Origin of the sequence: Thermococcus sp. CX2 (assembly GCF_012027555.1) — an archaeon.
In the GTDB taxonomy this organism is placed as follows: Archaea; Methanobacteriota_B; Thermococci; order Thermococcales; family Thermococcaceae; genus Thermococcus.
Genome location: NZ_SNUQ01000002.1, coordinates 444193 through 468269 on the forward strand (window position 1 = coordinate 444193; position 24077 = coordinate 468269).

Sequence of the window (24077 nt, forward strand, 5' to 3'; positions counted from 1 at the left end):
GTCATCATGAAGGTGCTGATTACTGGTTTCGAGCCCTTCGGTGGGGAGAAGATAAACCCCTCTTGGGAGGCCGTCAAGAGGTTGCCGGACGAGATCGCCGGTGCAGAGCTGATAAAGCGCCAGCTTCCAGTTACTTTCAGGGGCGTTAGAGAGCTCTTGCCGAGGCTCATAGTGGAGACAAAGCCGGATCTGGTCATTCTGACCGGGCAGGCCGGCGGGAGACCGAACATCACGGTGGAGCGCGTTGCCATAAACGTAATGGACTCGACGATGCCCGATAACGAGGGTTTTGTTCCGGAGGACGAGCCGATTTTCGAGGGGGCACCGGATGCATACTTCGCCACCTTGCCGGTAAAAGCCATCGTTAAGGCCTTGAGGGAAGCAAAGATACCCGCGGCCGTTTCAAACACCGCCGGAACCTACGTCTGCAACACGGCTATGTACACTGCCCTCCATACGATAGCCGTCGCGGGAATGGAAACCAAAGCCGGCTTCATCCATGTTCCCTTCATCTATGAGCAGGCCCTCGACAAACCTAGGCCCTCCATGGCCTTAGAAACGATAGTGAAGGCCTACGAGGTCGCTATTAGAACCTCGCTGAAGGGCTAACAATCTTTTTAAAGCCCTTTCCCAACTTTTTATAAATCCCCCTGAGGGTGATGCCTATTCTAATCCTCGGAATTGACATAATAAGCGAGCACCCCAAGAGGTTTGCCGTCGTGAGCTGGTTCAACGGCAAACTCGAGAGAAAGGGTGAGTTCACTCTATACCGCTTAATCCGCTTCATCCAGAGCAAGAGGCCGGATATAGTCGCTATGGACAGCGTAACCGAGCTGGGTGATGACCTGAGAAAGTTCCTCCGGGCACTACCCAATGAGACAAAGCTCGTTCAGGTAACCGGAAGGCCTGGCGAGCAGCGCTCCCTCTGGAGCTTGGCTAAAGAGCACGGGATAAGGGCTGGCGATAAGTTCGATCCCTACGAGGAGGCCAAGGTATGCGCCCTCCTCGCTGCCAGGGGAGTTGGCTATGAAGTTCTGGCCTTCGAGGATGAGGTCGTAATCAAGGTAACACGCGGTAGGAGCCATGGGAAAGGCGGCTGGAGCCAGGACCGCTATAGGAAGCGCGTCCACAACCTGGTTAGAGACAAGGTGAGGGAGATAGAGGACAGGCTGAGGAGGGCCGACGTTCCCTTCGATTTAGAAGTTGAAGAGAAGGACTACGGCCTGGCGAAGGGCGAGTTTAAGGTCTACGCGAGCAGGGAAGAGTTGGCTGGCTTAATAAGACCCATGCGCGGCGGCGACGTCGAGGTCAGGATTTACCCCGTCGAGAGGGCCGAGCTGGGTTTTGCTCCGCTGAAGAGCGAGAGGGCCATAGAGGAGCGCAGAAGCATAATAGTCGGCATAGATCCGGGAATAACCGTTGGAATAGCGGCTATAGATTTAAGCGGAAACATAGTGGCGCTCCACAGTGAGAGGAACATGCCCGTCGGCGAGGTCTTCCGCTTCATAAGCGACGTCGGTCATCCGGTGATAGTGGCAACCGACGTTAATCCTGCCCCTGGTTTCGTCGAGAAGATAGCTCGATCCTTCAAGGCCCAGCTCTTCGTCCCGAGGGAGAGCCTCCGCGTGGAGGAGAAAAACGAGCTTTTGAGAAACCTTAGTGTAAGCGTTGAGGACGATCACCAGCGCGACGCCTTGGCTGCAGCCTACAAGGCCTACCTTCGCCTGAAGCCCAAGCTGGAGCACGTTGAGGCCAAGCTCCGGGAGGCAGGGCTGACCAAAAAGGCGGATGAGGTCAAGGCCCTTGTGATTCAGGGCTACAACCTCGGCGAGGCCATGCAGCGTGTAACCCTCCGTGAGAGGCCGAAGAGGGAAGAGGAGAAGCCTGAGGAAAAGCCGAGCGTTGATCTTGGGCCCTATCTCAGGAGAATCCGTGAGCTTGAGAAGAGGATTGAGCTCCTCGAGAGGGAAAACGAAGAACTGAGGGGAATCATAAGGGAGCAGAGGAAGACGATAGGAAGGCTCGAGAGGAGGCTCGTGGATTACGACGAGGAGGTCAGGAAGAAGGTTCTCCGCGAGAGGGAGCTTGAGGCCAAGGTCAAGCGCATAGAGAGGCTTGAGAGAGAACTTAGAGAGGCGAAGGCGATAATCGAGCGTTTGAGCAGAGACCTGGCTCAAGTTAAGCGGATGAACGTCATTGAGATACGGGGAAGTGCAGTTCCGCTCAAGGTCATGGAGGTTCTCAGCTGGCGCGAGCTTGAGAGGCTTGAGCGGGAGATAGGAATCAGGAAGGGTGACGTCCTCTTCGTGGTTAATCCCGCTGGAGCTGGAAAAGCCATAGCGGAGACCCTCGTGGCTAAGGGGATACGCGCTTTGATAACCGAGAAGCCCCTGCCTTTAGCCGTTGCCGAGGTTCTCAGGGAGGCCCACGTGCCCTTCTTCACCTCCGAAGAGCTCGACGTCAAGAGGGTTGACGAGTTTGCCGTCGTGGAGAGGGAAACACTGGAGAAGGCCATCGAGAAACTCTTGGCGAAGTGGGCGGAGGAAGACCGCGAGAGGGAAACTGAAAAGTTCCTCCGCCTTATCGAGGAGTACCGCATCGAGCGCGTTAAGGAGCTAATGAGAAAAGCTGAGGACGAGTCTAAATCTCGCTGAGGATCTTCTTCAGCGTCGCTAGGTACTCTGCCATTTCCTTTGCTCCTTTCTCCGTTATTTTAACTGCAGTCCTAGGTCTATCGGCGATTACCTTGTAGATCTCAACGTAGCCGGCTTTTTCAAGGGCCTTTAAATGTGAGTCAAGGTTTCCGGGAGTTATCTCGAGGACTTCGAGCAGATCTCGGAACAGGACCTTTTCTCTGGGCAGAAGAAAGAGCATAATGCCCAACCGAATCGGATTTCCGAGGACGTGGTTCTTCGTCAGCTCCCGCAGGGACTCCATTCTATCACCCTACTCGATGGCCTTGAAGGCGTTGTGGATGTAGAGGAGTACCGTGACCGCGAAGCCTAAGGCCACGACGAAGCCGGCCAGAATCATGGCTCCGTTCTCCATGTTCCAGACTACAGGAATGTGTATTCCTGGAATGAGGAACGCAGGAATCATCTCCTTCTCAGTTCCGCTGAACTTGGCTATGACCAGGAACATGCCGAGTATGGAGAGCGTTATGAAGCTCAGGAAGCCGACCGCGAGCCTCGCTTCTGCGTTAACTGCTATTGAGGTCTGAGGGATTACTCCCCATCCTATCACGATTCCGAGAATCCACGAGAGGGCAATGAGCATTCCCTCCCTTTTTGAGGACTCCACCTCTCTGCCAGTTGCCTTTGCTATCTCGACGAACCTCTTCCACACCCTTCCTGTGAACGTTATCGCCACGATAAAGGCAATCGGCCAGTAGACGAGGTTGAACTGCCACGGTATATCAAGGAGTGCCAGGATGTCGTAGTAGAGGAGCATTATTGCCAGCCATACCGCGAAGTTCAATGCCCCGTAGAGCTTGCCGGCAGCGATAAGTTTTCTCTCAACCCTCTCCAACACACTCTTAAGCTCCCTAACTTCCTCCATGCTTTCACCTCAATTAAAGATACGCGGTAAAGCTATTTATAACCCGGTGAAACTCTGGAATGCAGAAAAAACTTCAGTCACCGGCTCTCGTGAGCCTGAGCCTCTCCATGAACTTCTCGACTTCCTGTGATTTCGATCCCCCATCGGGGGACGCCGTAGAAGTTACTCCAGTCCCTTGAGAAGTGGCTGTGGTGATGAGCTTTCATTCCACCCTAAAGGTTAAGCCCCTCTCCCTAGCTTTCTTCTCCACCTGTAACCTGAACTGGCAGGCCTTGCATATCTCGCCCGTCGTCGGCTGGCCACATATCTTGCAGCGGTTAAGCTCGCTCGTCTTCTTCGTGTAGGTCTTCGCTATGAGCGGGAAGAGCTTGTCGTAGCTCCTGAGAATCTGGTACTTCGTTCCAGGATGCTTCTCCTCCATCTCGTTAAGCCAGTCCCTTATCTCGGCGCGGAAGGCTTCGACAGCGTAGGGGCACTCGCTCAAATCGACTTCAATCTCGTTCAGCACCGCGTAGAGTATTATCTCCTTCTCGGGAATCTCGCGGAGGGGCTTTATCCTTGGAACCAGCTCGGGGTGAATCTCCTCGTAGTAAGGCCCGGTCCTGCCCAAGCGGGCAATGTCTCCCCTCAATATGTTCATTATGAACATCTGAACCTCATCGTCGAGGTTGTGGCCTACAGCCAGCTTATCGGCCTCCACATCTTTGGCCGCGTAGTTGAGGAGCCATCTTCTCCAGACGCCGCAGTAGGAGCAGGCTCCGACCCTTTCACCCCTCTCAAAGCTCCCCATGATTTGAACCGTCTCGTCGAGGGTGAAGCCTATGTACTCCTTGAAGGAATAGATTCTATGCTCTATTCCGAGCTTCTTGGCGTTTCTCTTGGCTATCTCCACGCTCGGTGGACGGTAGCCGGCTATTCCCTCGTCTATCGTTACCGCCACCAGCTCGAAGGGGAACTTTTTCTGGAGCTTAGCTAAGAGATGGAGCAGAACGACGCTGTCCTTCCCGCCGCTCACACCAACGGCTATCCTCTCACCCTTTTCTATGAGCCTGTACTTCTTAACGGTCTCCTTGAACTTCTTCTCCACCATCTCGTTGAAGTGTTTCCTACAGTAGTATCTCCCGGTGTAGCGTGCATGATAGACCGCCTCGCGGTTGCACTTGGAGCACTTCATGTCCTCACCGGTGGAGCAAATGTAATACCGTTTAAAAAGATTAGTTCACGACGGGGTCATGAAGTTTTGAAGTTGGTCTGGTATTTCATTTTCTAACCTCCCTTCAGCCCCGAAGGTTATTGACGGCTGTCAAAGTTTGGGCTGTCCAGACTTTTGTGGGGAGAGAAAAGATAATATTGGGGGCGCGTGAGGTTAAACTGATCACCCAACAAGGCTCCTCAAAGCCGGCCACAGGTTCAAGGCCAGCAGGAACAGCCCTACCCCGATTGTGAAATACCTTACGGGTTTAGCAACGTTCTCCGGCAGGTATGCATTAACTATATCGTCGAGCATTCTGCCGCCGTCGAGGGGGATCAATGGGAAGAGGTTCATCAAACCTATTCCGAGGTTGAGAACGTATATCCAGTAGAACGTGAAGAACAGCGGAAAGATTATGTTGTTGTGTCCTACCTTTGAGACGTAGTATGGGGCTGGGTAGATTCCGATGTATCCCTTCTCTGGGTTCTCTGGATGCGCTCCGAGCTTCAGCTGGACGTTCATCTCCTCCCCGTCCCTCAGTATCGTCAGCGTTACGACTTGGCCGGGCTTGGTGGTGTTCATGAAGCTGATGAACTTCTCCATGTCCTTTATCTGCTGGCCGTCCATCGCGATTATTACGTCCCCTTGGTGGAGGACGCCGTAGGCCGGGCCGTCATCTAGAACCCCTGTCACGAGTATTCCAGAGGACTGGAGAACTGGCGTTATGGCGAAGTTGATTATGAGAACCGCTATCAGCGCCGTCACTATGTTGGCGAGCGAACCGGCGCCGTAGACCCTCAGTCTCGAACGTAAGGGAGCTTTCTTAAGGGCTTCTTCGTCGGGCTCAACGAAGGCACCGGGGATTACTGCAAGAAGGACTAGGCCGACCGACTTGAGGGGCAATCCGTCGGCTCTCGCAACTATGCCATGGCTCAGCTCGTGGACGACCATAACAACTACAAGGGCTATCAGGCCATATGAGAGAGGGATTGTGATGCCTGGTATCACAAGCTGGACTCCGGCCTGCTCGCCTCCGTTCTGTATCGTATTCATTGCGGTCCTTAGAAGGGCATAGAAGACGTAAGCCATGCCAAGGAATCCGAGAACTATACCAACGTCTCCATAAATCCTCCAGAAGCGCTTCCACCTATGGGCGAGATTGTCGATGAGGCCCAGCAGCTTTTTTGTCCGCCACATTGCAATAAAAAGATCAACTGCTAGGCCCTCTTCATGCTCTTCGTCGTATTTTCTTCCGAAGAGGGCGTAGAGCACGGCCCAAAATGCTAGGATGCCAATGATTATCATGATGAGCGTGCTGTTCATTTGAGTCACCTAATAAAGCGTTTTTGAGCTGAGTTTAAAAAGTAATCGCACTCACAGTCTGCCCAGGAACTTCAGGATGTATATCTTTGTTCTCACGTCGAAAATAGAGCCGAGGACATCTTGGAGGTTGCCTCTCATTGTGGGGTTGAGCTTGAAGGCCCGGAGTACATCAGTTCCACCCGTTCTGTCACCGCTGAACAGCTTTAGAATGCCTATCTGGAGAAGGTGATAACTCAAAACTTGAGGGTCATGCCTTATGTCCCCATGCGCCTCTATCATCCTGTACCTGCCGGCCAGATATCTGGAGAAAGAGAACTGTCCAGAATGGATTGAGTAGTTCACCAGGGGGCTGTCTATTGCCTCGAAAAGACATATCCGCGACATCCTGAGCCACATATCCCAGTCCTCGCACGTAACGAAGTTTTCCCTAAAGAGCCCCGCCCTTTTGAAGCACTCCCTTCTCACCATAATCGTCGATGTCCCCGTTATATTGTCCTTCAGCAGGTGGCGGTAAACGTTGCCCCTGGCCTTTGGCCTTTTGGTTCCAAGGATTTTGTTTCTCTCGAGATAGTAGTAGTTGAAGGCAGTGTATATGAGGCCGTATGCGATGGGTAGGCTCTTAAAAAGCTCTACCTGAAGTTCGAGCTTCCCTGGGAGCCACTGGTCGTCGTCATCCAGGAAAGCTATGTACTCTCCCCGGGCTTTCTTAACACCGAGGTTCCTCGCGTCGGCTATTCCCTTCCCTCTCTGCGGGATGTAGCGAAGCCTTCCGTCCCCGTACGAGCGCACGAGTTCCCTCGTTGAATCACTTCGCGCACCGTCTATTACGAGAACCTCGAAGTCGTCGAATTCTTGGCTTAAAACGCTTTCAACGGCCCTCGTTAGGAGCTCGTTTCGGTTGTATGTGGGAATAACGACGGAAACGGCCGGCCTCACTTGGCCACCCCCTTGCCTGCGAAGAGGCTTAGATGTTTGACTATGAGCTTTTTGGCCAGGGTCTTGAATTCATCCTCTTTCTCAGCTTTTATCTCTTCAAAGCGCCAGTCCTCAACGTTGAAGACTGCCGTGCCGTCCCTGTGGTAGAGCTTCAGCCTGTACTTCTCAAGCTCTTGGACGAGCTCCTTTTTATCCTCCGCCAGGTTTGGATACGGATAGTGAGTGCCAAAGCTCTCCGCCATGGCGTACTCAGAAGTAAGGCTGAATTCCTCGCCCCGAATGGTGCTTAAAATTAGGGGCTTTATCCTTGCGAGGCTGATGTATCCGTTTTCTCCCTCGCGAGGCTCTCCATCGGGCCATCTGATGAGGAGCGGGACCCTGAGGAGCTCGTCATAGAGGAAAACGCCGTGCCCGAGTTTTTCCCCGTATTCCCCGAGCAGCTGACCGTGGTCGCTGGTCACTATGGTTATGGAGTTCTCGAGTACCCCCTTCTCCTGAAGGATGTTGAGCATCTCCACGAGTCTCTTTTCAAGGTATTTGACCTGTTCTGGATACCCTTTCCTCCACTTCTCCACCAGCTCGGGCTCTTCTCCGAGGAGTCTGTTGACCACCGGAGCGTCCGTGAATCCTTCAAAAAGGGAATATGGCTCGTGGACTTCCATCAGGTTGATGAAGATGTAGGATGGAGCCTCAAAGTTGAGTTCCCTGAGGAGTTCGTTCGTAACTTTTGCGCCCTTGTCCTTTGGCCACCCTTCACCATACCTGCTTAGAATTCTCCAGAGGACTTTGAAAGGCAGGACGAACTTCTTCTCTTTCATCAAGGCTTTGACAAGCTCCAGCCCATTTTTGGGCTGATACTTTTTGAGCACCCTGTTGAGCTCCTCTCTGTCCCGGTCCTCGATGAGGGGCTTTAGCGTGTCGTGGAATTCGGAAAAGCCCTTTATCCCGAAGTCTGGCCCGATAAAGAAGTTTGCAGTGAAGAGGTAGGTTGTATATCCGAGGGAAGCTAAAACCTCGTGCAGATACGTCCCGTCTTCCCTGAACCTCACGTCCGGCACTTTTCTCTTTTTGCCCTCGTGCACGCCGTGATAGAGGGGGTAGAGGCCAGTGAACATCGATGCATGACTCGGGATAGTCCATGGAGACGGGACTACGGCGTTTTCATAGCTCGTAAAGCCGAAATTCTCCACTAACATTCGCTCTATATCTTTGCTGTAGTCTTTTCTGAGGGTATCGAGGACTATGAGAATTACGTTCGGCCTATCCACGGACACCACTCTCCTTAACTGGAACGGTTCTCGCCGCGGCTTTTATCCTTTTCAGCTTCTCCACGTTGCTCCGGAACGAGAGGTCGCGTCTTATCATCTCCCTGAGGTCTCCGTTCTCAATTCTCATCTCCCGGGCTTTAAACGCTTTTAAGTACCCCGCAATGAGGCCGTAGGTTTTGACTGGGTTGTCCAGCATGAGGAACGCTGCCCTTGCGAGTATCGAAGTGAAGGCCGCTCCGAGCTTGTAGTTCGACCACCCGAGCATCTCATAACCCCTCAAAAAGCCGAACCTGCCCTCTGTTTCCCTGAGCTGAACTGCTATGGCGTCCACGATCTGCCCAGTCTCCCATCCAAGGAACCTAGCAAGGTAATGGGATACCGTATCTGGACTTGGGCCTTCTCGGTATCCCCCGACCTCTCTGAAGCACTCCCTCCTGAATAGCCTCGGGCTTCCTTTTGGTCTCTTGGGATCGGTGCCCTCCCATACCAAGCGGCCGTTTCTGATGTAGTATCCTCCCCCGCTCGCTATTCCAAGTCTGTTGTTTTTGTGGAACGCGTCAATTAGCTCCTCAAAAAACCTTCTCTCGAGGATGAAGTCCGCGTCGAGAACACCTATGTATCCGAAGACCAAACTCCGCTCGAGCGCTATTTCGAGGGCCCTTTTAAAGCCCCGCCTCACGACATCGGAATAGCGGTATTTGAGGTCGTAGCCGGTGACCTCGTCCCTGAGGTGGAGGACTTCAATCCAGTCGAACTCTCTTGAGAGCTCTTCCGCTATCTCTCCCGTCCTGTCTGTACTGTTGTCATCCACAATGAGCCACAGCTTCGGCTTAATGCTTTGGTTGATGACGCTCTTGGCTAACAGAGGCAGATTTTTTTCCTCGTTTTTTGCGGGAGTTACGATAATGTAGCCCTTTGTTCGGGAACTTCTTGGCTTTCTCACTTCCTCCCCTCCGCCTTCTCAACGACCAGTTTAAACAAATCTTGGGGCCTCTCTATAAGCTCCCCCGTGTTGCTGCTGAAAAAACCATGGTCGGAGTGGTCACCCCCACGTGGATCGCCAGGAATGGGCTCCATGCCGTGGTCGGAGATTATGTAGAGCACGTCGCCTTCGTCCAGCTTTTCCGAAACCCTCTTGACAAGCCTGTTCACGTCGAGATACAGGTTCATCAGCTTTAGCTTTTTCCTGATGTAGAAGTGTGAAATCTCGTCGAGGAAGGGGGTGTACCAGAAGATAAGCTCGTAGTCTCCGTTAAGTGCTTCGAAGAGGGCTTTTCTGTCCTGCTCGTAAGTCCTCATCGCGTATTCCACGAGGGGCTTTAGGTTGCCCTTAACGGCTTCCGCCATAGCTGCCTTTACCTCTGGGTTTGAGACGTTTCTCCCATAGGATGGGACGCCGTTGGTCCAGGTTTTGTCGAAGTAGTCGAAGATTGTTTTGTACTTCTTCGTTCTGAGGAGGTAATCGTAGGTGTGTTCAAATGGGTTGGGAGCTATCCTGTTGCCGATTATCTTTCTTACTACCCTGGGCAAGATTTTAGCTCCAAATTTAACGTAAAATGGCTTTTTAATGTCCTTTGCTATGTTGGTTTCTTGTGCCAAGAACTTCTGCCGTTTTACGAAGGGCTCTTCTATCTCGGGAACTTTTCGGCCAGTGAGCATTGCGGCCCATATTGGTGGGGTTACTATGACCTTGAAGTCTGAGAGGTCGGTCTTTGTGTATGCCTTCTGTTTAAGATGCTTAAGATTCCACTCTTCAATGAGGTTGTATTCGAGTCCGTCTATCCCGAGTATGATTATCTTTCCCATCGTCAGCTCCCCCTGTTCATCCAGAAGTTTATGTCTCCCTTCTTAATCCTGTTGCGGTTGGCTAGGGCTAGCCACATTGCCTCAAGCATGTAAACAATTTTGAGAGCTTTTTCCTTTTTAAAGCCGGAAGTTACGAACAGAATGGAATGGAGCATGAGGTCGCCGATTCTACCGAGTATGTAGGAGGTTTTGTTCCTTGGGTTTTGCTCGAAGAGCTTGTAGAAAAGGTAGAGGTGGTATACCTGCTTCATCGTTTCAAACTGCTTGGAGGGAAGCCTACCAGCTGGGGCCTCTTGGTGTATCAGCCTTGCATGTGGGGTTTGATAGAGAGAATTGGGAAAAATCTTGTGAACCCGATATGAGAAGTCCTTGTCCTCTCCGATTGCGTACCGCTTGAGACGCTCGTCGAACTCCATGTGTTCAAAAATTTCCTTTCTGTAGGACATGTTCGTTCCGCTAAAGCTTTCTCTATTTATTACCTTCGTGACCTTGTAGGGGAGAATTTCAAAGAATGAAGGGAGCTGTTTGTGAAGGTCTACCTCGTAGTAACCCCTCTGCAGGAGCCACCAGAGGAACTTGAGGAATTTAAACCTGATTAGGGGATTGTGCATGTTGATTCTATTGGTTATGAATCCTTGAACCCCCATAGCAGTTGGATACGTTTCATAAACTTCAACGAGCTTTTTCAGGTAGTCGTCTTCAAGTACAACGTCATCATCGAGGAACAGCACTATATCTCCCTTTGAGGACTTTACTCCTATGTTCCTTGCGTGGGGTAAACTCGCTCCCGGGACGCTAATATGCTTTACGACTATTCCCTTGTTTTTCATTTTTTTGAAGATGCCTTCAAACTCATGCCTAACCCTTTCCCACGAGCCATCGAAGCTACCATTAATGATGATAACCTCTATTGGGGGGAAGGTCTGGGAGATTATAGACTCGAGGCACTCCCTAAACTCCCTGGGACGTTTGTAGAGCGTTGAGATAACAATTGATACTAGCATGGGTATCACTATCAAAAACAAAACTCTAGACAATATAAAAAGGTAGCTAAATGAAGATGTCGCAAACTATTTAATGGCCTTTTTCAACCACTTGTTGATTGCTGTTGGGGGGAGAAAGTCGATGAACTTGTTCTCATTTCCAATCTCCAGAACTAACTACGCCATAGATTTAATCAGCGCACGTATGCACGATTTCAAAATCATGGAGACAATAGTCATATCCGGAACACCTCGCTCGGGCTCCACATGGCTCATGGAGATTCTTGAGTCCCTGCCAGACTATAAGTCTGTCTTTGAGCCATTTCATCCAAACTGGTATCCCGAGTTCAGAAAACTCGGCATCCACTACGATCCCTACATCCCAACTCCTGAAGACTATCCAAAGCTCCGGGAGTACCTTGGGCGTGTTTTCACTGGAAAGGCCTATGGGATGTTTCCCTACAAGCACTATCTTGCACCTGGTAGAGTCCTGAAAAGGCTCACTGCAAATAAGCTCCTCGTGAAGTTCGTGAGGGCCAACACGATGCTTCCTTGGGTTGCAAATACCTTCGATTTAAGGGCTGTTTATTTCATAATCCGTCATCCCTGTGCAACGATAGCCTCCCAGCTTGTGACTGGATACTTCTCGCGGATAACCAAGGAACAGTTCTTGGACGAGGTTAGGAAGGTTTCTGAGCTGGCCGGGAGTGAGTGGCTAATGGACAAGCTTTCGGGCATTAGCTCCCAGATAGAACTCTTGGCGGCCATCTGGGCTTTTGAGAACTACATCCCGCTGGCCTCCGAGAGGCCGTATCCATGGTACACCGTGATATACGAGCGTCTGATCACCGACCCCGAAGAGGAGCTGGATTCTATTTTTGGCTATATCAATGAGGACGTGCCTGAAGGGGCAAGAAAAAGGCTCAGAACTCCGAGCAAGGTTACGCGCAAAACCTATGGAAAGACCTACATCGGCACTCCAAAACAGCTCATCAAGTGGCGTGAGAAGCTTACCGAACGGCAAATTGATGCAATTTTGGAGGTTGTCTCGTGGTTTGGGATGGACTTCTATGGTAATGAGCCCGAGCCCGACTACGATGCCCTTAAAAACTGGAGACCTCCCTTCTAGAGGAACCTCTCCAATATTCCCTTTATCCATCCCAGCCGAATTCCAAACTTTCTTTCTACCGCTGAGAGGAGTTCGACGTCCTCCAATTCCACGCTCCTCATGAGAAGTATCAGTGCAAAGTACACTGCAAAAAACGCCAGCAGGATTACTAGGGCCATCCAGATGTTTGCAACCGGCACCTTAACGAGTTTGAGAACCGCTACCATACCCAGGCCTATGAGCAGCTGCTTAACGTAGCTCTCGCTGAAGGGGTGTATCCCCGTCTTTTTGTAGAGCCACGTTGAGCGGAAGATGTTGGCGATTATGTACGAGACCGCAGTGGCTGTGGCGGCGCCCTCTATTCCGTAGATGGGTATCAGGAGGACGTTTAGAAGGATGTTTGCGGTGGCTGCGAAGAGGTTTCCGACTAAGTTAGCCCTCGTCTCCCCGATTATAGTGAGGCTCATCCCGTTGAGCCCCAGGAAAGTATGAAACATGAAACCAATCGCTAGGATCTCAAGGGCTAGACTTGCTTCGGTGTATTTGGGGCCAAAGAGAGCGCCGATGGTAGCCTCGGGAAAAACTAATATCAAGACGAAGGCTGGGAATGTAAGGAGGAAAATCCATCTCGTTATGACTTGATAGATTCTCTTCATCTCGAGTAGCTTTCCTTGAGCAAAAAAGGCCGTTGCTGTTGGGATGTATAAAAATCCGGCTGAGTTGAGGAATACTGGGAGCATTCTGGCTATTGGTGCGGCCGCGTTGTAGAGGCCCACCACCTCGGAGGTCATGTAGTAGCCGAGCATGAGGGTATCAGTCCAGCTCATAACGTAGTCCAAGATTCCCGTAAGCATCAGTGGAAGGCTAAAGGTGAGGAGCTCTATCCCAAGCTTGACGTTGAAGCGAAGTTCGGAGGGCAGCAGTTTAAGTTTGAACAGATTGATAAATAAGGTAATGAACCCAAGGAACTGTGAGAGGACGTAAGCTACAAAAACGAATGTAAACCCAAAACCCCCCAGGATTCCGAGAATTGTAAATGCCAGAAACGTGACTGGGTACACAATGTTCTGGTAGTAGACCTTTTCCTTAACCCGGCCAAATCCCCGTGAGACGGTCACGAGGATCGCCATCATGACCGCGAAGGGAAGCGAAGGGGCGAGTATCCTCAAAGTTGACGATAAGGACTCTTCCTGAAATATGGCTGCTATCCACCTGGAGCCGAGAGCAATGAGGAGGGCCGCGGTGATAGACGTGGCCGTGACCAGAAGGACGGCAGTTGAAACGAGCTCTGGAACCTTTTCAGGATCCCGTTTTCTGTAGAGAGAAATCTCCCTAGATAGGCCGCTTTGAAGACCCAAAAGTGCGAGGAGGACTCCGATGTTTAAAACAGTTAGGGCGAGAGAAAAGAGGCCGTACTGATCCGTTTCAAAATATCTCGCTATTATTGCGCGCGTCAGGAAGCCCAAGATGGTCGCTATGATTGTGCCAGCAAATACGATCCCGGTGCCCTTCGCTATCTTGTGGAGTGCCTGGTTGACTTCATCCACGCCCGTCACCTGTTGAGGAGGGTAATTATGCCTATCAGCAGAATTATGATGTTTATCGCCCTTTTAAGCTTCTCCTTCTCGGCCTTCATGTTGACGTGGGTTCCCAGATAAACGCCCGGCAAAGTGCCCGCGATTAAAGCTACCGCAAGGTGGTAGTCAACGCTCCCAAGGAGGGCGTAGTTGAGGAAGCTGAAGGCCGAGAGGGCCAGGCCGTAGACTATCGTAACGCCGACAACTTCTTTCGGGTCGAGCTTCGCCACGTTCATCAGCGTGAAGCTCACTATGACACCAGCTCCGACGGAGGTGAACTGCACGGTAAGTCCAACGATGAAACCGAGGAGATAAACGTAAGCCCACCTCGGCTTTATCGGAACGTGGAGCTCACCCTTGAGAAGGCTCAGAACCGCGCTGATGACCAGAATAAGGCCGAGGAGGAGTGTGAGATAGTCGTTGAGGACCTCCTTGTTTATCTCCCTGAGTATTAGCCCACCAAGGGCTATCGCTGGCAGACTTCCTGCGAAAAGCCTCAGTGCTATGTCGTACCTTATCCTGCCCCTCCTGTGATGGAAGAACACTCCAAAAACCCTCGTTACAGTAGCGTAGAGCAGGTCGGTTCCGACTGCTATCAGTGGCTCGACGCCAAGGAAGATAAGGGAGGGGGTCATTAGGGCTCCTCCACCCACACCGGTAAGACCGACGAGGAACCCCACGAAGAAGCCAAGACCGATAAAAACCAATGCTTCTTCCATTGGCCCCCTCCCCCGTTAGCGTTACGGTAGGTACCCAAGTTCCTTGGCCTTCTGAATGACGAGTTCAACTTCTTCCTCAGGCGTCATCTTTGAGCTGTCCACCTTTACCTCCGGGTTCTCGGGTTCTTCGTAAACGCCATCGTAGCCGGTGAGACCCTTTATCTCGCCGCGCAGGGCTTTCGCATAGAGACCCTTCGGGTCGCGCTGGATCCTGACTTCCAGCGGGGCGTAGACGTAGACCTCTATGAAGTTTCCTATTTCCTTCCTTGCGTGCTCTCTAACCGCTCTATACGGAGAAATCAGCGAGACTATCGCTATAACGCCGTTCCTACTGAGGAGCTTGGCCATGTGGATGACGATTCTGTTGTGCATTTCCCTTGCCTCTTTGCTGAAACCGAGCTCGGGATAGAGGGTCTTCCTTATCGTGTCGCCGTCGAGTATCTCCACGCGGTAGCCCATCTCCCTGAGCCTCTTGGCGAGCTTTACAGCTAAAGTCGTCTTTCCAGCCCCGCTCGGCCCTGTAAGCCATACCGTAAAGCCCTTCTCAAGGTTTCTCTGCTCCATGCTTACCACCCGTCAAACGATGCTCTTTCCGTTGAGCAACTTTCTCATACCGAAGAGCCTGAGCACGGTTGGGGCAAAGTCGTAGATTGTGAGCTGGGTCTGTTTCGACTCGTCCATGCCGGGGAGATACAGCGAGAACACGCCGTATTCTGCGTGAACTGCATCGTCTGGGCCCAAGTCGTTCTCGAGGAGGTATGGTGTCTCGTATCCAAGGGTTCCCGCTGCTCTCCAGTTCAAGTCATCCAGATAAACCATCATGTCCGGCTTGTCTCCCTTGGCGATGGGATAGATGTCCTCTGGATAGAACACCTTGGTGTCCCACTTCTCGCCGTTCGGGCCGCGTATGTTCTTTATAAGCTCTGCGACTTCGTCCCTAACCGGGTGGAACTTCTCGGGCGGGATTATTCCCTGGGGCTCCCTTCCCTTCACGTTGAGAAAGACCCTCGAGTAGTAGCCGCCCCAGGCCCAAGCGGTAGTTTTGCTCCAGTCAACCTTGAGCTCGTTGAATCTAACCTGTCTGCCGTCTTTCAGTATCTCAGGGTTCTTGATCTTGAGAAGGCCCTCCTCGATGAGCCACTGGTTTATGGCGAAAGCTCCCTTCATGGCCTTTATTCCGTGGTCTGAAACTATGAGTACAGCCGTCTCGTCGAGGTCGAGGAGCTTCAGGGTCTTGCCTATCTCTTTATCTAGGAGCTTATAGTAATCGGGGATGACGTTCCGGTAGGGGTTGTCGTCGCCAGGATAAAGGTGGTGATTCTCGTCGAAGTACTTCCAGAATGCATGGTGAACCCTGTCGAGGCCTATCTCCACGAACTGGAAGTAGTCCCAGTCCTTCTCCTCGATTAGGTACCTTATCACTTCGAACCTCTTCTCCGTCATCTCCCAGAGTTGCTCCTTGACTTCGTCGCGGTTCTCTTTTCTGAAGACAACGTCGAAGATGTATTCACCGACGAGGCTCTCAATCTCGCCCTTGAGCTCCTTTGGATAGGTGTAGTCCACGCTGGCATCGGGGGTTATGAAACACGACACGAGCCAGCCGTTTATCGGCTTCGGCGGGTAGCTCGGCGGAATTCCAACGAGAATCGATTTCTTGCCCTTCTCGGCTATGTAGTGCCACACAGCCTTCTCCTTCACCATAAGGCTGTGAGCAATCCAGATGTCGTTGTAGGTGCCCTTCTTCCTGTGCCTGAAGCCGTACAGACCCAGCTCTCCTGGCGTTTTTCCAGTCGCCATCACCATCCAGGCTGGAATGGTGATGGCTGGAATGGTGCTCTGCATCGGGCCATAGATTGACCTCTCGACGAGCCATTTTATGTTTGGTAGGTCATCCAAAAAGCGGCTGAACAAAAGCTCGGGTGGAGCGGAGTCGAGGCCAATGACGAAGACCTTCTTAACGTTCTCCAACCCGTTCTTAACCTTCTCATCAAAGCTCATAACATCACCCCAGGTACTCCTCAACAATCTTGAATGCCTCATCAACCTTCTTCCTCTCACAGACGCATCCCAAAACTTCCCTCTTGCCGCCTGCGTTTGTTCCGAGGATGCGGAGCCTCTCAATGACTTCTGCCATGTTTATCCTTTCGGCTTCCTCCTTCGAGACCCTGAAGTAGAGCTGAGCCTTCCCGTGGAAGTTCTTATTGACAACGACGGCACCTCTAAAGCCCATTTCCCAGACGAGCCTCCTTGCAACCTTGGAGATTATGTTGAACGGACTCTCGAACTCGACTATCGCGAAGCCGTTCCTCTCAGTCACGCTTGAGAGGGCTTCCTCTATTGTGCGTCTTATCTCATCCGCTCGCTTCACCCACGGCTCATATTCAAGGAGTTCTTTAGTTTCTTGACTGAGCAGAACTGCAACGGCATCTTCAACGGCTTCTCTGTCCACGGCTATGTAGTTCGAGTCCATTAGCTCGACGAGCCTTAAAGCCTCCTCCCTTGATAGGCCCTCCCTATCGAGGAGCTCATTAACGCGAGGAATCTCAAATGCCCTCTCGCCGATGTCACCGATTACTCCAAGGGCACTCCAAGTGTTCCAGAGGCCGAAGTACTCGGAAACCACCAGCGAGGCCGATGGATAGTATTTACCGTCGAGCAAGGGGTTAATCTGCTTGACCTTCGGGTTCCTTATCCTCGGCTGCGTGTGATGGTCTATGAAGAGTGTTTCGACATTTACCCTCTCCACCTCACCCGGAACGTTGAAGTCCATCACGTAGAGCTTTTTAGCCTGCCCTATTGCCTTCCAGATCCTCTCATCGAAGCGGAACTCGCCTATTGGTGCTGTCATGTTTGTGAAGTCTTCTAAACAGAGTGCTCTGACGAGCAAAGCCGCTGAAGTTATCCCGTCCGTGTCCCAGTGGTGGACTATTAGGTGCACCTAAACCACCCCGCAAAAATAAAAAGTCACTCGACGAAGGGCTTCTCAAAGCTCCTTATGACCTCGTAGACCTCTGGCCTCATCATGTATTCTGGCGGCTGCTCGCCGGCCATTATCATCTTCCTGAGCTTTGTGCCGCTTATCCTGACGTGGAACTCCTCCGGGTGCGGGCATATCTTGGCGTTAACCATTCCGCCGCACTTCCTGCAGTAGAAGGCCTCCCTGATGAACATCGGTGTTATGCCGAGGTCGGGGAAGTTGTCGAACATGTCCCAGGCCTCGTAGGGCCCGTAGTAGTCGCCGACACCCGCGTGGTCTCTGCCGACGATGAAGTGCGTCGCCCCGAAGTTCTTCCTCATTATAGCATGGTGCACTGCTTCCCTCGGTCCGGCGTAGCGCATCTCGTAGCGCACCGTCGCCAAAGTCGCTGCATCTTTTGGATAGTAGTGCTCGAAGAGTGTCTCGTAGGCCTTTATGATGACCTCGTCCTTATAATCGCCCTTCTTTTTCTTTCCGAGGACTGGGTTTATGAAGAGGCCGTCGACGAAGGTGAGTGCCGCCTTCTGGACGTATTCATGGCCGAGGTGTGGGACGTTTCTCGTCTGGAACGCAACGATGGTCTTCCATCCGCGCTCCTTGAAGAGGACCCTCGTCTCGACGGGCCTCAGAGTATACTTGGCAAAGGGATTCGGAACCTCGTTGAGGAGCTCAATCTCGCCGCCGACGAGGTATTTGCCCATGGAATAGACCTTAGCAACGCCCGGGTGAGCGCTGTCAGTCGTCTTGAATACCTTCTTCGCGAACTCTTCCTTATCGTAGGTGTAGATCTCCTCAACGTGCATCCTCGCTATGGGTAAATCGCCGTAGTAGAGGAGAACTGCATCTCCCTCGTCAAAGGTCCTCTCATTGATATCGAGCACTATGGGGATGGTCCAGGGAGTGTCGTCACTCAATCTCATATGGTCGAGAACGCTCTGGAAGTCATCGCTCGTGAGGAACCCCTTGAGGGGGGAGTAGACGCCGTGGGCGATATTCTCCAGATCTATGGCCCTGCCGTGGTCGATTTTTATGGCGGGATACTCCTTCTGCTCACTCAGAATCCTTTCCCTCGTCCTGTCGGCAACGAGTCTCCTGACTAACCTGCCCCCGTGGGGCTTTGAGACCATGCTATCACCTCAAAAAGTTTTGAAAATCAGTCGAGGTAGCCAAGGGCCCTGAGGCGCTCCTTGACCTTCTCCTCTTCCTCTTCGGTGAAGACTTCCTCTTTCTCTTCCTCTTCGAGGCTCGCCAGAACCTCGCGGAGGACGTAGGTAACGTAGTCTGAGACGGAAGTGAATCCGGTGCCCTCTATCCTCTTCTTGATCTTGTCGTAGAGGGGCTTTGGTATGGAAACGGTTGTGTACTTCTTTTCGTCAGCCATCCGATACACCTCCAGTCTTTAATGATATTTAATGACATTTAATTAAATTTCATTAAGGCGTATAAAACTTTCGGTGAGGGAGGGGTATCTTTAAAACCCCCCGGACGTATGTTATGCTGCGATGATGAATGATGGGCGAACCGAGTGGTGAGGAAGGAAAGGTGATCGCTGAGCATACCTTTTTAAGGCCCATCCTTCCACTTTTTCTGGGATGATGATTTCAGCCTTGCCTGAGGCTTGTGATGAGGGAGTGACGGACTGACCGTTGACCTTATTTTTATGGCAGTTTAATTAGGAGGCCCGAATAAAATTGGAAAACCTAATAAAGTTTGGCGGAAATTCTATGCACGGTAACGTTTAAGTATTGTGTGCATATGCACAAAAATAGGTGATACGATGAGGGATGTCTATAAGCCCATCTGGGTTAGCATCGTCGGCAACGTCCTGTTAGCGCTCATCAAAATCATCGTGGGTCTCTGGTACTCTAGTATAGCACTTATATCGGACGGCGTTCACTCGCTCTCGGACGTTGTGACGAGCGTCATCGGCTACTTCGGCATAAGGATATCCTCAAAGCCACCGGACGAGAGTCACCCCTTTGGTCATTCCCGCTTTGAACCCTTGGTGGCGTTTCTCATCGGTGAAGGCCTTGTTATAGTTGCCTATGAGATTGGTAGAGAGGCTTTTTTTAGAATGCTTTACGGAAGCATTGTGGAGGTAAATTCCATTATGCTTGCCATCACGATTCTTTCAATCCTTGCGAAGGAGGCCATGGCGCGCTATTCCCTCCACGTCGGCAAGAAGCTCAACAGCCAGATTTTAATAGCCGATGCCTACCACCACAGGAGCGACGCACTGAGCAGCATCGCAGTCTTCATTGGACTGGGAACTCAAAAGCTGGGCTTCGAATATGGTGATGCCCTGGCTGGTCTGGTGGTTGCGGCTTTCCTGGTTAAGGTTTCCTTTGATATCCTTCTTGAGAATATCGGCTATCTCACCGGTCAGGCGCCCCCCTTCGAGCTCTGCGAAGAGATAAAGCGCAGAGCGCTGAGCGTTCCTAACGTCCTTGGTGTTCACGATTTGAGGGCCCATTACGTTGGGAACAGGCTCCACGTCGAGCTGCACATAGAAGTCCCGCCCGAGCTGACACTAAAGGAAGCCCACGACATAAGTGAAGAGGTGAAGAGGCGCATAGAGGAGATAAAGGATGTGGATAGGGTCTTCGTGCATGTTGATATCAAAGGGGTTACGGAGTGAGTATTTCCCCTAAATCCTTCAAGAACTCCTCTAGGTACTCCCTCCTGACGTGGGGCATCATGACTATTCTTATGTAGCCGCGGTGGGCGCTGATTCCCCAGCCACGTCTCTTCAGCTCCTTCTCGACCTCTTCGAGGTTCTTCGTTCCGAAGGAGACTATGTTGAGCATAGGCTCCCTTATCAGGTAAACCCCCGGTATCTTCTTTATCTCGGCCGCGAACCACCTGCTCAGCTCCATCGCGCGCTTCACTACCTCCTTGTATCCCTCAAAGCCGAGGTGCTTTATCAGGGCCCACACTGCCAAAGCGCTCGCCCCTGGCCGTGTTCCCGTTATCGTCGCCTGCCACACCTTTCCCCCAGCCAGATAGGGCGCGGGCACGCTTATCGCCTCTAGGAACTTCTTTTTTCTGAAGATTATTCCACCAGCGGGAATCGGGGCCATCCCCATCTTGTGGGGATCTATGGTTATGCTCTGAACGCCTTTAAGCCTGAAGTCGAAGTCGGGGAGATCGTAACCCAGGGCCTTGGCGAAGGGAATCACGAAGCCGCCAAAGGCTGCATCAACGTGGAGGGGGATTCCGTAATCGAGGGCCAGGTCGCTCAAAGCTGGGATGTCATCAACAACGCCCAGTCCGGTGGTTCCTGCTATCCCGACTATCCCGATAGTGCCCTCGGTTATTTTAGCTTCGACGTCCTTAACATCAACCGAGTAATCATCCTTCAACTCGGCCCAGACAAGCTTGACGCCGAGCATCTCGCTTGCCTTGAGGAAGGAGAAGTGGGCGCTCCTTGGGAGGATAAGCTCCGGCTTTTCGACGTCGGCGAGGTTGCGGAAGGCCCTCACGGCCAGGATGTTTGCCTCTGTTCCTCCAGAGACGATGTTCCCGTAGCCCTTCTCGAGTCCCAGGAGACTGGAGAGCATCTCCACGGCTTCTTCTTCTATTTTCTGGCTTCCGACGTGAAGGCCCGGGTCGCCGAGGTTCCTGTCGATGTACTTCATGACAATTTTCTGGGCGAAGGGATGGGGATACGTGCACATTGAGCCGAGAATCCGCCCAGAACCAAAGGTTAAATCTTTCGCCGTTTTCTTCTCCAGCTCTGCCAGGACCTCTTCTTCACTCGCGCCTATTTTTGGGAACATGCTCTCACCAGCCCGGAACTACTTTAATCAATTCAATTTAAGCTTTTGCCTTTTTGATGTAGGTCTTAAAGAACAGGGGCGTCGTCAGTGCAGTGAGCATCGAGACGACTATGACGCTCGCGAAGATGGTCTGATCGATGAGCCCTGTGTTGAGGCCGAAGGTGAGTATCGCCAGCTCTAGGCTTCCCCTTCCGCCCATACCAATACCAACGAGGATTGAATCCTTCCAGCTCAGGCCGAAGAGTCTGCTCCCCAGCCCACAGCCGATGAGCTTTCCAAGGACCGCCGCCAGGTAAAGCGTTCCTATCAAGGCCAGGCTGATGCCCGCTAACGGCGGGTTGAACATCAGTCCGACGTAGATGAAGAACAGCGGTATGAAAAACTCCGTGAGGACAACTTGCAAGTCCTCTATCAGCTCATTGAGCTTTATTCTCGTAACGACAAGGGGGTCCTTCCTCTCGCGAAGTCTGCTTATCGTGAGTCCCGCTAGGTATGCTCCTATTATTTGGTTAAGACCGACCTTCTCGGCTATTATCGCCAGAGCGAACGTCAGTATGAGTGTGAATGTGAAAAATACGTTGAGGTTCTTGACTATCGAGTAGAACCAGTGGGAGCGTTTGAAAACGAGTTCGGAGATTAGGAGTATTATTGCTATGAACAGGAATATCTTGATGGTCAGTATCCCGAGGGAACGGGCGTCCAAGCTACCCTTGGTCATCGCTGTGATGATGCCTATGAGGTAAACCGCGAGTATGTCATCGACGAAGGCTGCACCCATGAGGATGGACGAGATCTCTCGTTTAACGCGCTCTTTGACGAGGATACCGCTTGTGACTTCTATAGCAGTGTTTCCGAGAGTGACTCCAACGAAAATCGCCGCTGAGGTGCCCTTCTCGAAGAACTCCACCGTAGCGAAGCCGAGGATGAAGGAGAAAGCCACGCCAAGGACTGCAACTATTACAGCTTTTTTGGTGTTCTGGGCTATCGCCGAGAAGTTGCTGGTGAGACCCATGTAGAGCATCATCATTATCAGCCCGAACTCCGCCAGAACGCTGAGCTCGGAAGTCGGCTCTATGAGTCCGAGGACGAATGGCCCCAGCATTATTCCGGTCAGGACGTGGGCTATGATGGGATGTATCTCCACCCTCTCAAAGAGCCACTCGATGCTCTTTGCTGTGACGAGTAGAATGGCAAGGGCCGCCAGAAAGTCCACATCATCCCCTCCTTGCAATCAGGGCGCCTATTATCCAGAGAACCATCAGGACTACTGCGAGAACCATCGCAAGTGTTGCCCCTCTGCCAGTGCCGAAGACTATCGGAATCGGGCCTATCATTATAACTCCGCCGCCCTCGACCTCGGCCTCTCCACCTACGCTCAGCAGGGTTCCAATAAAGACTAGGAAGAAGCCTAGGAATATCATGCCCATTCCAAGAGCTATGAGCAGGGTTCCCTTCTCCATACATTAGGGGCTTCTCCTTTGGCTTTTTAAAGCTTTAACCCAAAGAATTAAAATGGAGCCCTCCAATCATTTAACATGCTCGTGCTTGTTGACCTCGACGACACTCTCTGCAACACCTGGGATGCTGGAAAGTACACACTCATTCGCCTGATACCTTTCCTTCTTAAACGGAGGAAGTTCAAGTCTTTCTTCTACATAATCACCGCCCGCTATAGGGAGCTCGAGCAGTCGCGGGAGTTTCACATGATGGACCTCGATAAAATTCTAGAGAAGCTCCTCGGAAAGGTCTACGCGAGCATAACCCCCGAAGAGTTCGAGGAGATAATGAGCCTCGTCGATAGAGTCTTCTTTTCGAACCTTAAGCTCTATCCCGATGCCCTCCCCTTTCTTCAGGGGCTCAGAGATATGGGAGCCAAAATAGTGCTCATAACGGACTCCTCGAGCTACTGGCAAAGAAAGAAGCTCGAGTACCTCGGCATAAAGGACTACTTCGATGCCCTCATAATCAGCGGCGAGACCGGCCACAGCAAGCTCGACCCTCACAACTTCCGTTTGGCTAGGAGCAAGTTCCCCCGCGAAGAGGAGGTCTACATGGTCGGCGACAGGGACGACACCGACATGAGGGGCGGTAAGGACATTGGTGCAGTTACTATACTCGTAAAGAGAGGCTACTTCAAGGGAAGACATCACAAACACGCAGATTACGTTGTTAACGACCTAATCGAGGCTCTAAGGGTGATCAAGGATGAGCATGAAAAGCGAGCTGAAGCGTAAGTCCCTTCACCTCACTGGCGTGTTAGTTCCGGTTTCGTATCTGCTTTTTGGAAAGGACGTGACGCTCACTTTGATTGGGGTAGCCTTTTTCGTATTCGTCGTCCTTGAGCCATTCAGGATAATCGAGGCGCTCAGGGACAGAATCAAAGAGCGGCTCAGGCTCTATGTCTACGACGACGTCATTGAGCGCGTGGAGAAGCTTGAGAGGCAGATAGAAGAGATAACGCGTGAGCACGAGCGATACCGCGTCGCGGCGCACATATACTTCGCGGCGGCCGCCTTTATAGTGGTCTATTTCTTCCCAAAAAACATAGCCATCGGGGCTATAGCCGTGGCTACCATCGGCGATGCCCTTGCAGCCATAATTGGGAAGTCCTTTGGAAGACACCGCTTTAAAAATGGCAAGAGCGTTGAGGGAAGCCTTGCCTACTTCCTCTCCGGCGTGTTCATCCTTTGGCCGCTCGTTGGTCTCCCGCTGGCAGTTGTTGGTTCGCTCGCGGGGATGGTTGCTGAGTTCTATAACCTGCTACCCGATGACAACTTCTCGAACCAGCTGGCGATAGCTGTGGTGCTCTATCTCGCGGACGCTCTTGTCCTTTGAAGCTCCAATAGATAAA

General features: G+C 51.9%; 25 protein-coding genes. 6 read left to right on the forward strand and 19 right to left on the reverse strand.

All coding sequences use genetic code 11. The features are described from left to right. The first annotated feature begins 6 nt into the window (after nucleotides 1–6). Both pcp and E3E23_RS06655 read left to right on the forward strand, forming a co-directional pair. On the forward strand, nucleotides 7–609 hold the full coding sequence (gene pcp, locus E3E23_RS06650; RefSeq protein WP_167907536.1) for a pyroglutamyl-peptidase I: 603 nt from the start codon (nucleotides 7–9) through the stop codon (nucleotides 607–609). A 50-nt stretch (nucleotides 610–659) separates the two neighbouring features. Beyond that, on the forward strand, nucleotides 660–2654 hold the full coding sequence (locus E3E23_RS06655; RefSeq protein WP_167907335.1) for a DUF460 domain-containing protein: 1995 nt from the start codon (nucleotides 660–662) through the stop codon (nucleotides 2652–2654). Here E3E23_RS06655 and E3E23_RS06660 read toward each other — a convergent pair. From E3E23_RS06660 to E3E23_RS06700, 9 genes are all read right to left on the reverse strand, one after another. Further along, entirely contained in the window at nucleotides 2641–2937 is a 297-nt protein-coding gene (locus E3E23_RS06660) for a transcriptional regulator (RefSeq protein ID WP_167907336.1), read from the reverse strand. The genes E3E23_RS06655 and E3E23_RS06660 overlap by 14 nt on opposite strands. 9 nt (nucleotides 2938–2946) lie before the next feature. After that, the gene (locus tag E3E23_RS06665) at nucleotides 2947–3558 is read right to left on the reverse strand and encodes a hypothetical protein (protein WP_167907337.1); all 612 of its coding nucleotides are present in this window, start codon (nucleotides 3556–3558) and stop codon (nucleotides 2947–2949) included. Nucleotides 3559–3760: 202 nt separating this feature from the next. Beyond that, complete coding sequence (locus E3E23_RS06670) at nucleotides 3761–4732, reverse strand: TIGR00269 family protein (protein WP_167907338.1); 972 nt, start codon at nucleotides 4730–4732, stop codon at nucleotides 3761–3763. Nucleotides 4733–4933: 201 nt separating this feature from the next. Then, nucleotides 4934–6073: a site-2 protease family protein gene (locus E3E23_RS06675; RefSeq protein ID WP_167907339.1), complete on the reverse strand. Its 1140-nt coding sequence runs from the start codon at nucleotides 6071–6073 to the stop codon at nucleotides 4934–4936. A gap of 51 nt (nucleotides 6074–6124) precedes the next feature. Next, the gene (locus E3E23_RS06680) at nucleotides 6125–7009 is read right to left on the reverse strand and encodes a glycosyltransferase (protein ID WP_167907340.1); all 885 of its coding nucleotides are present in this window, start codon (nucleotides 7007–7009) and stop codon (nucleotides 6125–6127) included. Further along, nucleotides 7006–8277, reverse strand: coding sequence for a sulfatase-like hydrolase/transferase (locus E3E23_RS06685; protein WP_371807526.1), 1272 nt, complete (start codon nucleotides 8275–8277; stop codon nucleotides 7006–7008). The genes E3E23_RS06680 and E3E23_RS06685 overlap by 4 nt, the downstream gene beginning before the upstream one ends. Continuing rightward, the gene (locus tag E3E23_RS06690) at nucleotides 8270–9220 is read right to left on the reverse strand and encodes a glycosyltransferase (protein ID WP_167907344.1); all 951 of its coding nucleotides are present in this window, start codon (nucleotides 9218–9220) and stop codon (nucleotides 8270–8272) included. Before E3E23_RS06690 ends, E3E23_RS06685 begins: the two co-directional genes overlap by 8 nt. Continuing rightward, a complete protein-coding gene (locus E3E23_RS06695) occupies nucleotides 9217–10083 on the reverse strand; it encodes an alkaline phosphatase family protein (RefSeq protein WP_167907346.1) in 867 nt (288 codons plus the stop codon). Before E3E23_RS06695 ends, E3E23_RS06690 begins: the two co-directional genes overlap by 4 nt. A gap of 2 nt (nucleotides 10084–10085) precedes the next feature. Further along, the gene (locus tag E3E23_RS06700; RefSeq protein ID WP_206205675.1) at nucleotides 10086–11087 is read right to left on the reverse strand and encodes a glycosyltransferase family 2 protein; all 1002 of its coding nucleotides are present in this window, start codon (nucleotides 11085–11087) and stop codon (nucleotides 10086–10088) included. Nucleotides 11088–11208: 121 nt separating this feature from the next. On the opposite strand from E3E23_RS06700, the gene E3E23_RS06705 reads away from it, so the two are divergent. Beyond that, a complete protein-coding gene (locus tag E3E23_RS06705; protein WP_167907348.1) occupies nucleotides 11209–12195 on the forward strand; it encodes a sulfotransferase in 987 nt (328 codons plus the stop codon). Here E3E23_RS06705 and E3E23_RS06710 read toward each other — a convergent pair. From E3E23_RS06710 to E3E23_RS06740, 7 genes are read right to left on the reverse strand one after another with little or no spacing between them, the layout of a single operon-like run. Continuing rightward, nucleotides 12192–13721, reverse strand: coding sequence for a flippase (locus tag E3E23_RS06710; protein WP_167907350.1), 1530 nt, complete (start codon nucleotides 13719–13721; stop codon nucleotides 12192–12194). The two genes, E3E23_RS06705 and E3E23_RS06710, sit on opposite strands and share 4 nt — an antisense overlap. 5 nt (nucleotides 13722–13726) lie before the next feature. Beyond that, nucleotides 13727–14470, reverse strand: coding sequence for a sulfite exporter TauE/SafE family protein (locus E3E23_RS06715; RefSeq protein WP_167907352.1), 744 nt, complete (start codon nucleotides 14468–14470; stop codon nucleotides 13727–13729). A gap of 21 nt (nucleotides 14471–14491) precedes the next feature. Beyond that, nucleotides 14492–15034 carry an adenylyl-sulfate kinase gene (cysC, locus tag E3E23_RS06720; protein ID WP_167907354.1) on the reverse strand — a complete coding sequence of 181 codons (543 nt, stop codon included), beginning with the start codon at nucleotides 15032–15034 and terminating at the stop codon, nucleotides 14492–14494. A 12-nt stretch (nucleotides 15035–15046) separates the two neighbouring features. Beyond that, the gene (locus tag E3E23_RS06725; protein ID WP_167907356.1) at nucleotides 15047–16468 is read right to left on the reverse strand and encodes an alkaline phosphatase family protein; all 1422 of its coding nucleotides are present in this window, start codon (nucleotides 16466–16468) and stop codon (nucleotides 15047–15049) included. 4 nt (nucleotides 16469–16472) lie between these two features. Next, nucleotides 16473–17408, reverse strand: a complete 936-nt coding sequence (locus E3E23_RS06730; RefSeq protein ID WP_167907358.1) for a DHH family phosphoesterase — start codon at nucleotides 17406–17408, stop codon at nucleotides 16473–16475. 26 nt (nucleotides 17409–17434) lie between these two features. Then, complete coding sequence (gene sat, locus E3E23_RS06735; protein WP_167907360.1) at nucleotides 17435–18574, reverse strand: sulfate adenylyltransferase; 1140 nt, start codon at nucleotides 18572–18574, stop codon at nucleotides 17435–17437. A 26-nt stretch (nucleotides 18575–18600) separates the two neighbouring features. Further along, the gene (locus E3E23_RS06740; protein ID WP_012572670.1) at nucleotides 18601–18828 is read right to left on the reverse strand and encodes a ribbon-helix-helix domain-containing protein; all 228 of its coding nucleotides are present in this window, start codon (nucleotides 18826–18828) and stop codon (nucleotides 18601–18603) included. 396 nt (nucleotides 18829–19224) lie between these two features. Here E3E23_RS06740 and E3E23_RS06745 point away from each other — a divergent pair, with 396 nt between their 5' ends. Further along, nucleotides 19225–20085 carry a cation diffusion facilitator family transporter gene (locus E3E23_RS06745; protein ID WP_167907362.1) on the forward strand — a complete coding sequence of 287 codons (861 nt, stop codon included), beginning with the start codon at nucleotides 19225–19227 and terminating at the stop codon, nucleotides 20083–20085. Here the strand turns inward: E3E23_RS06745 and mfnA are convergent. Genes mfnA through E3E23_RS06760 form a run of 3 tightly spaced genes read right to left on the reverse strand, consistent with a single transcriptional unit; the run spans nucleotide 20075 to nucleotide 22686 of the window. Then, a complete protein-coding gene (mfnA, locus tag E3E23_RS06750) occupies nucleotides 20075–21226 on the reverse strand; it encodes a tyrosine decarboxylase MfnA (RefSeq protein WP_167907364.1) in 1152 nt (383 codons plus the stop codon). The two genes, E3E23_RS06745 and mfnA, sit on opposite strands and share 11 nt — an antisense overlap. Nucleotides 21227–21263: 37 nt before the next feature. Then, nucleotides 21264–22439 (reverse strand): cation:proton antiporter, encoded by a 1176-nt coding sequence (locus E3E23_RS06755; RefSeq protein ID WP_167907366.1) that lies wholly within the window; start codon nucleotides 22437–22439, stop codon nucleotides 21264–21266. A gap of 1 nt (nucleotide 22440) precedes the next feature. Then, nucleotides 22441–22686 carry a DUF131 domain-containing protein gene (locus E3E23_RS06760; RefSeq protein WP_167907367.1) on the reverse strand — a complete coding sequence of 82 codons (246 nt, stop codon included), beginning with the start codon at nucleotides 22684–22686 and terminating at the stop codon, nucleotides 22441–22443. Nucleotides 22687–22761: 75 nt separating this feature from the next. Between E3E23_RS06760 and E3E23_RS06765 the strand changes: the two genes are divergently transcribed. Together E3E23_RS06765 and E3E23_RS06770 are read left to right on the forward strand one after the other, a co-directional pair. After that, nucleotides 22762–23460: an HAD family hydrolase gene (locus E3E23_RS06765; RefSeq protein ID WP_167907368.1), complete on the forward strand. Its 699-nt coding sequence runs from the start codon at nucleotides 22762–22764 to the stop codon at nucleotides 23458–23460. Then, the gene (locus E3E23_RS06770) at nucleotides 23432–24061 is read left to right on the forward strand and encodes a diacylglycerol/polyprenol kinase family protein (RefSeq protein ID WP_167907369.1); all 630 of its coding nucleotides are present in this window, start codon (nucleotides 23432–23434) and stop codon (nucleotides 24059–24061) included. The genes E3E23_RS06765 and E3E23_RS06770 overlap by 29 nt, the downstream gene beginning before the upstream one ends. Nucleotides 24062–24077: the final 16 nt, after the last annotated feature.

Excerpts from the sequence above, each read along its gene's own strand:
- pcp (WP_167907536.1), top strand. The coding sequence starts at position 7 with ATGAAGGTGCTGATTACTGGTTTCGAGCCCTTCGGTGGGGAGAAGATA.
- E3E23_RS06655 (WP_167907335.1), top strand. The coding sequence starts at position 660 with ATGCCTATTCTAATCCTCGGAATTGACATAATAAGCGAGCACCCCAAG.
- E3E23_RS06660 (WP_167907336.1), bottom strand. The coding sequence starts at position 2,937 with ATGGAGTCCCTGCGGGAGCTGACGAAGAACCACGTCCTCGGAAATCCG.
- E3E23_RS06665 (WP_167907337.1), bottom strand. The coding sequence starts at position 3,558 with ATGGAGGAAGTTAGGGAGCTTAAGAGTGTGTTGGAGAGGGTTGAGAGA.
- E3E23_RS06670 (WP_167907338.1), bottom strand. The coding sequence starts at position 4,732 with ATGAAGTGCTCCAAGTGCAACCGCGAGGCGGTCTATCATGCACGCTAC.
- E3E23_RS06675 (WP_167907339.1), bottom strand. The coding sequence starts at position 6,073 with ATGAACAGCACGCTCATCATGATAATCATTGGCATCCTAGCATTTTGG.
- E3E23_RS06695 (WP_167907346.1), bottom strand. The coding sequence starts at position 10,083 with ATGGGAAAGATAATCATACTCGGGATAGACGGACTCGAATACAACCTC.
- E3E23_RS06700 (WP_206205675.1), bottom strand. The coding sequence starts at position 11,087 with ATGCTAGTATCAATTGTTATCTCAACGCTCTACAAACGTCCCAGGGAG.
- E3E23_RS06705 (WP_167907348.1), top strand. The coding sequence starts at position 11,209 with ATGAACTTGTTCTCATTTCCAATCTCCAGAACTAACTACGCCATAGAT.
- E3E23_RS06715 (WP_167907352.1), bottom strand. The coding sequence starts at position 14,470 with ATGGAAGAAGCATTGGTTTTTATCGGTCTTGGCTTCTTCGTGGGGTTC.
- cysC (WP_167907354.1), bottom strand. The coding sequence starts at position 15,034 with ATGGAGCAGAGAAACCTTGAGAAGGGCTTTACGGTATGGCTTACAGGG.
- E3E23_RS06725 (WP_167907356.1), bottom strand. The coding sequence starts at position 16,468 with ATGAGCTTTGATGAGAAGGTTAAGAACGGGTTGGAGAACGTTAAGAAG.
- sat (WP_167907360.1), bottom strand. The coding sequence starts at position 18,574 with ATGGTCTCAAAGCCCCACGGGGGCAGGTTAGTCAGGAGACTCGTTGCC.
- E3E23_RS06740 (WP_012572670.1), bottom strand. The coding sequence starts at position 18,828 with ATGGCTGACGAAAAGAAGTACACAACCGTTTCCATACCAAAGCCCCTC.
- E3E23_RS06745 (WP_167907362.1), top strand. The coding sequence starts at position 19,225 with ATGAGGGATGTCTATAAGCCCATCTGGGTTAGCATCGTCGGCAACGTC.
- mfnA (WP_167907364.1), bottom strand. The coding sequence starts at position 21,226 with ATGTTCCCAAAAATAGGCGCGAGTGAAGAAGAGGTCCTGGCAGAGCTG.
- E3E23_RS06760 (WP_167907367.1), bottom strand. The coding sequence starts at position 22,686 with ATGGAGAAGGGAACCCTGCTCATAGCTCTTGGAATGGGCATGATATTC.
- E3E23_RS06765 (WP_167907368.1), top strand. The coding sequence starts at position 22,762 with ATGCTCGTGCTTGTTGACCTCGACGACACTCTCTGCAACACCTGGGAT.
- E3E23_RS06770 (WP_167907369.1), top strand. The coding sequence starts at position 23,432 with ATGAGCATGAAAAGCGAGCTGAAGCGTAAGTCCCTTCACCTCACTGGC.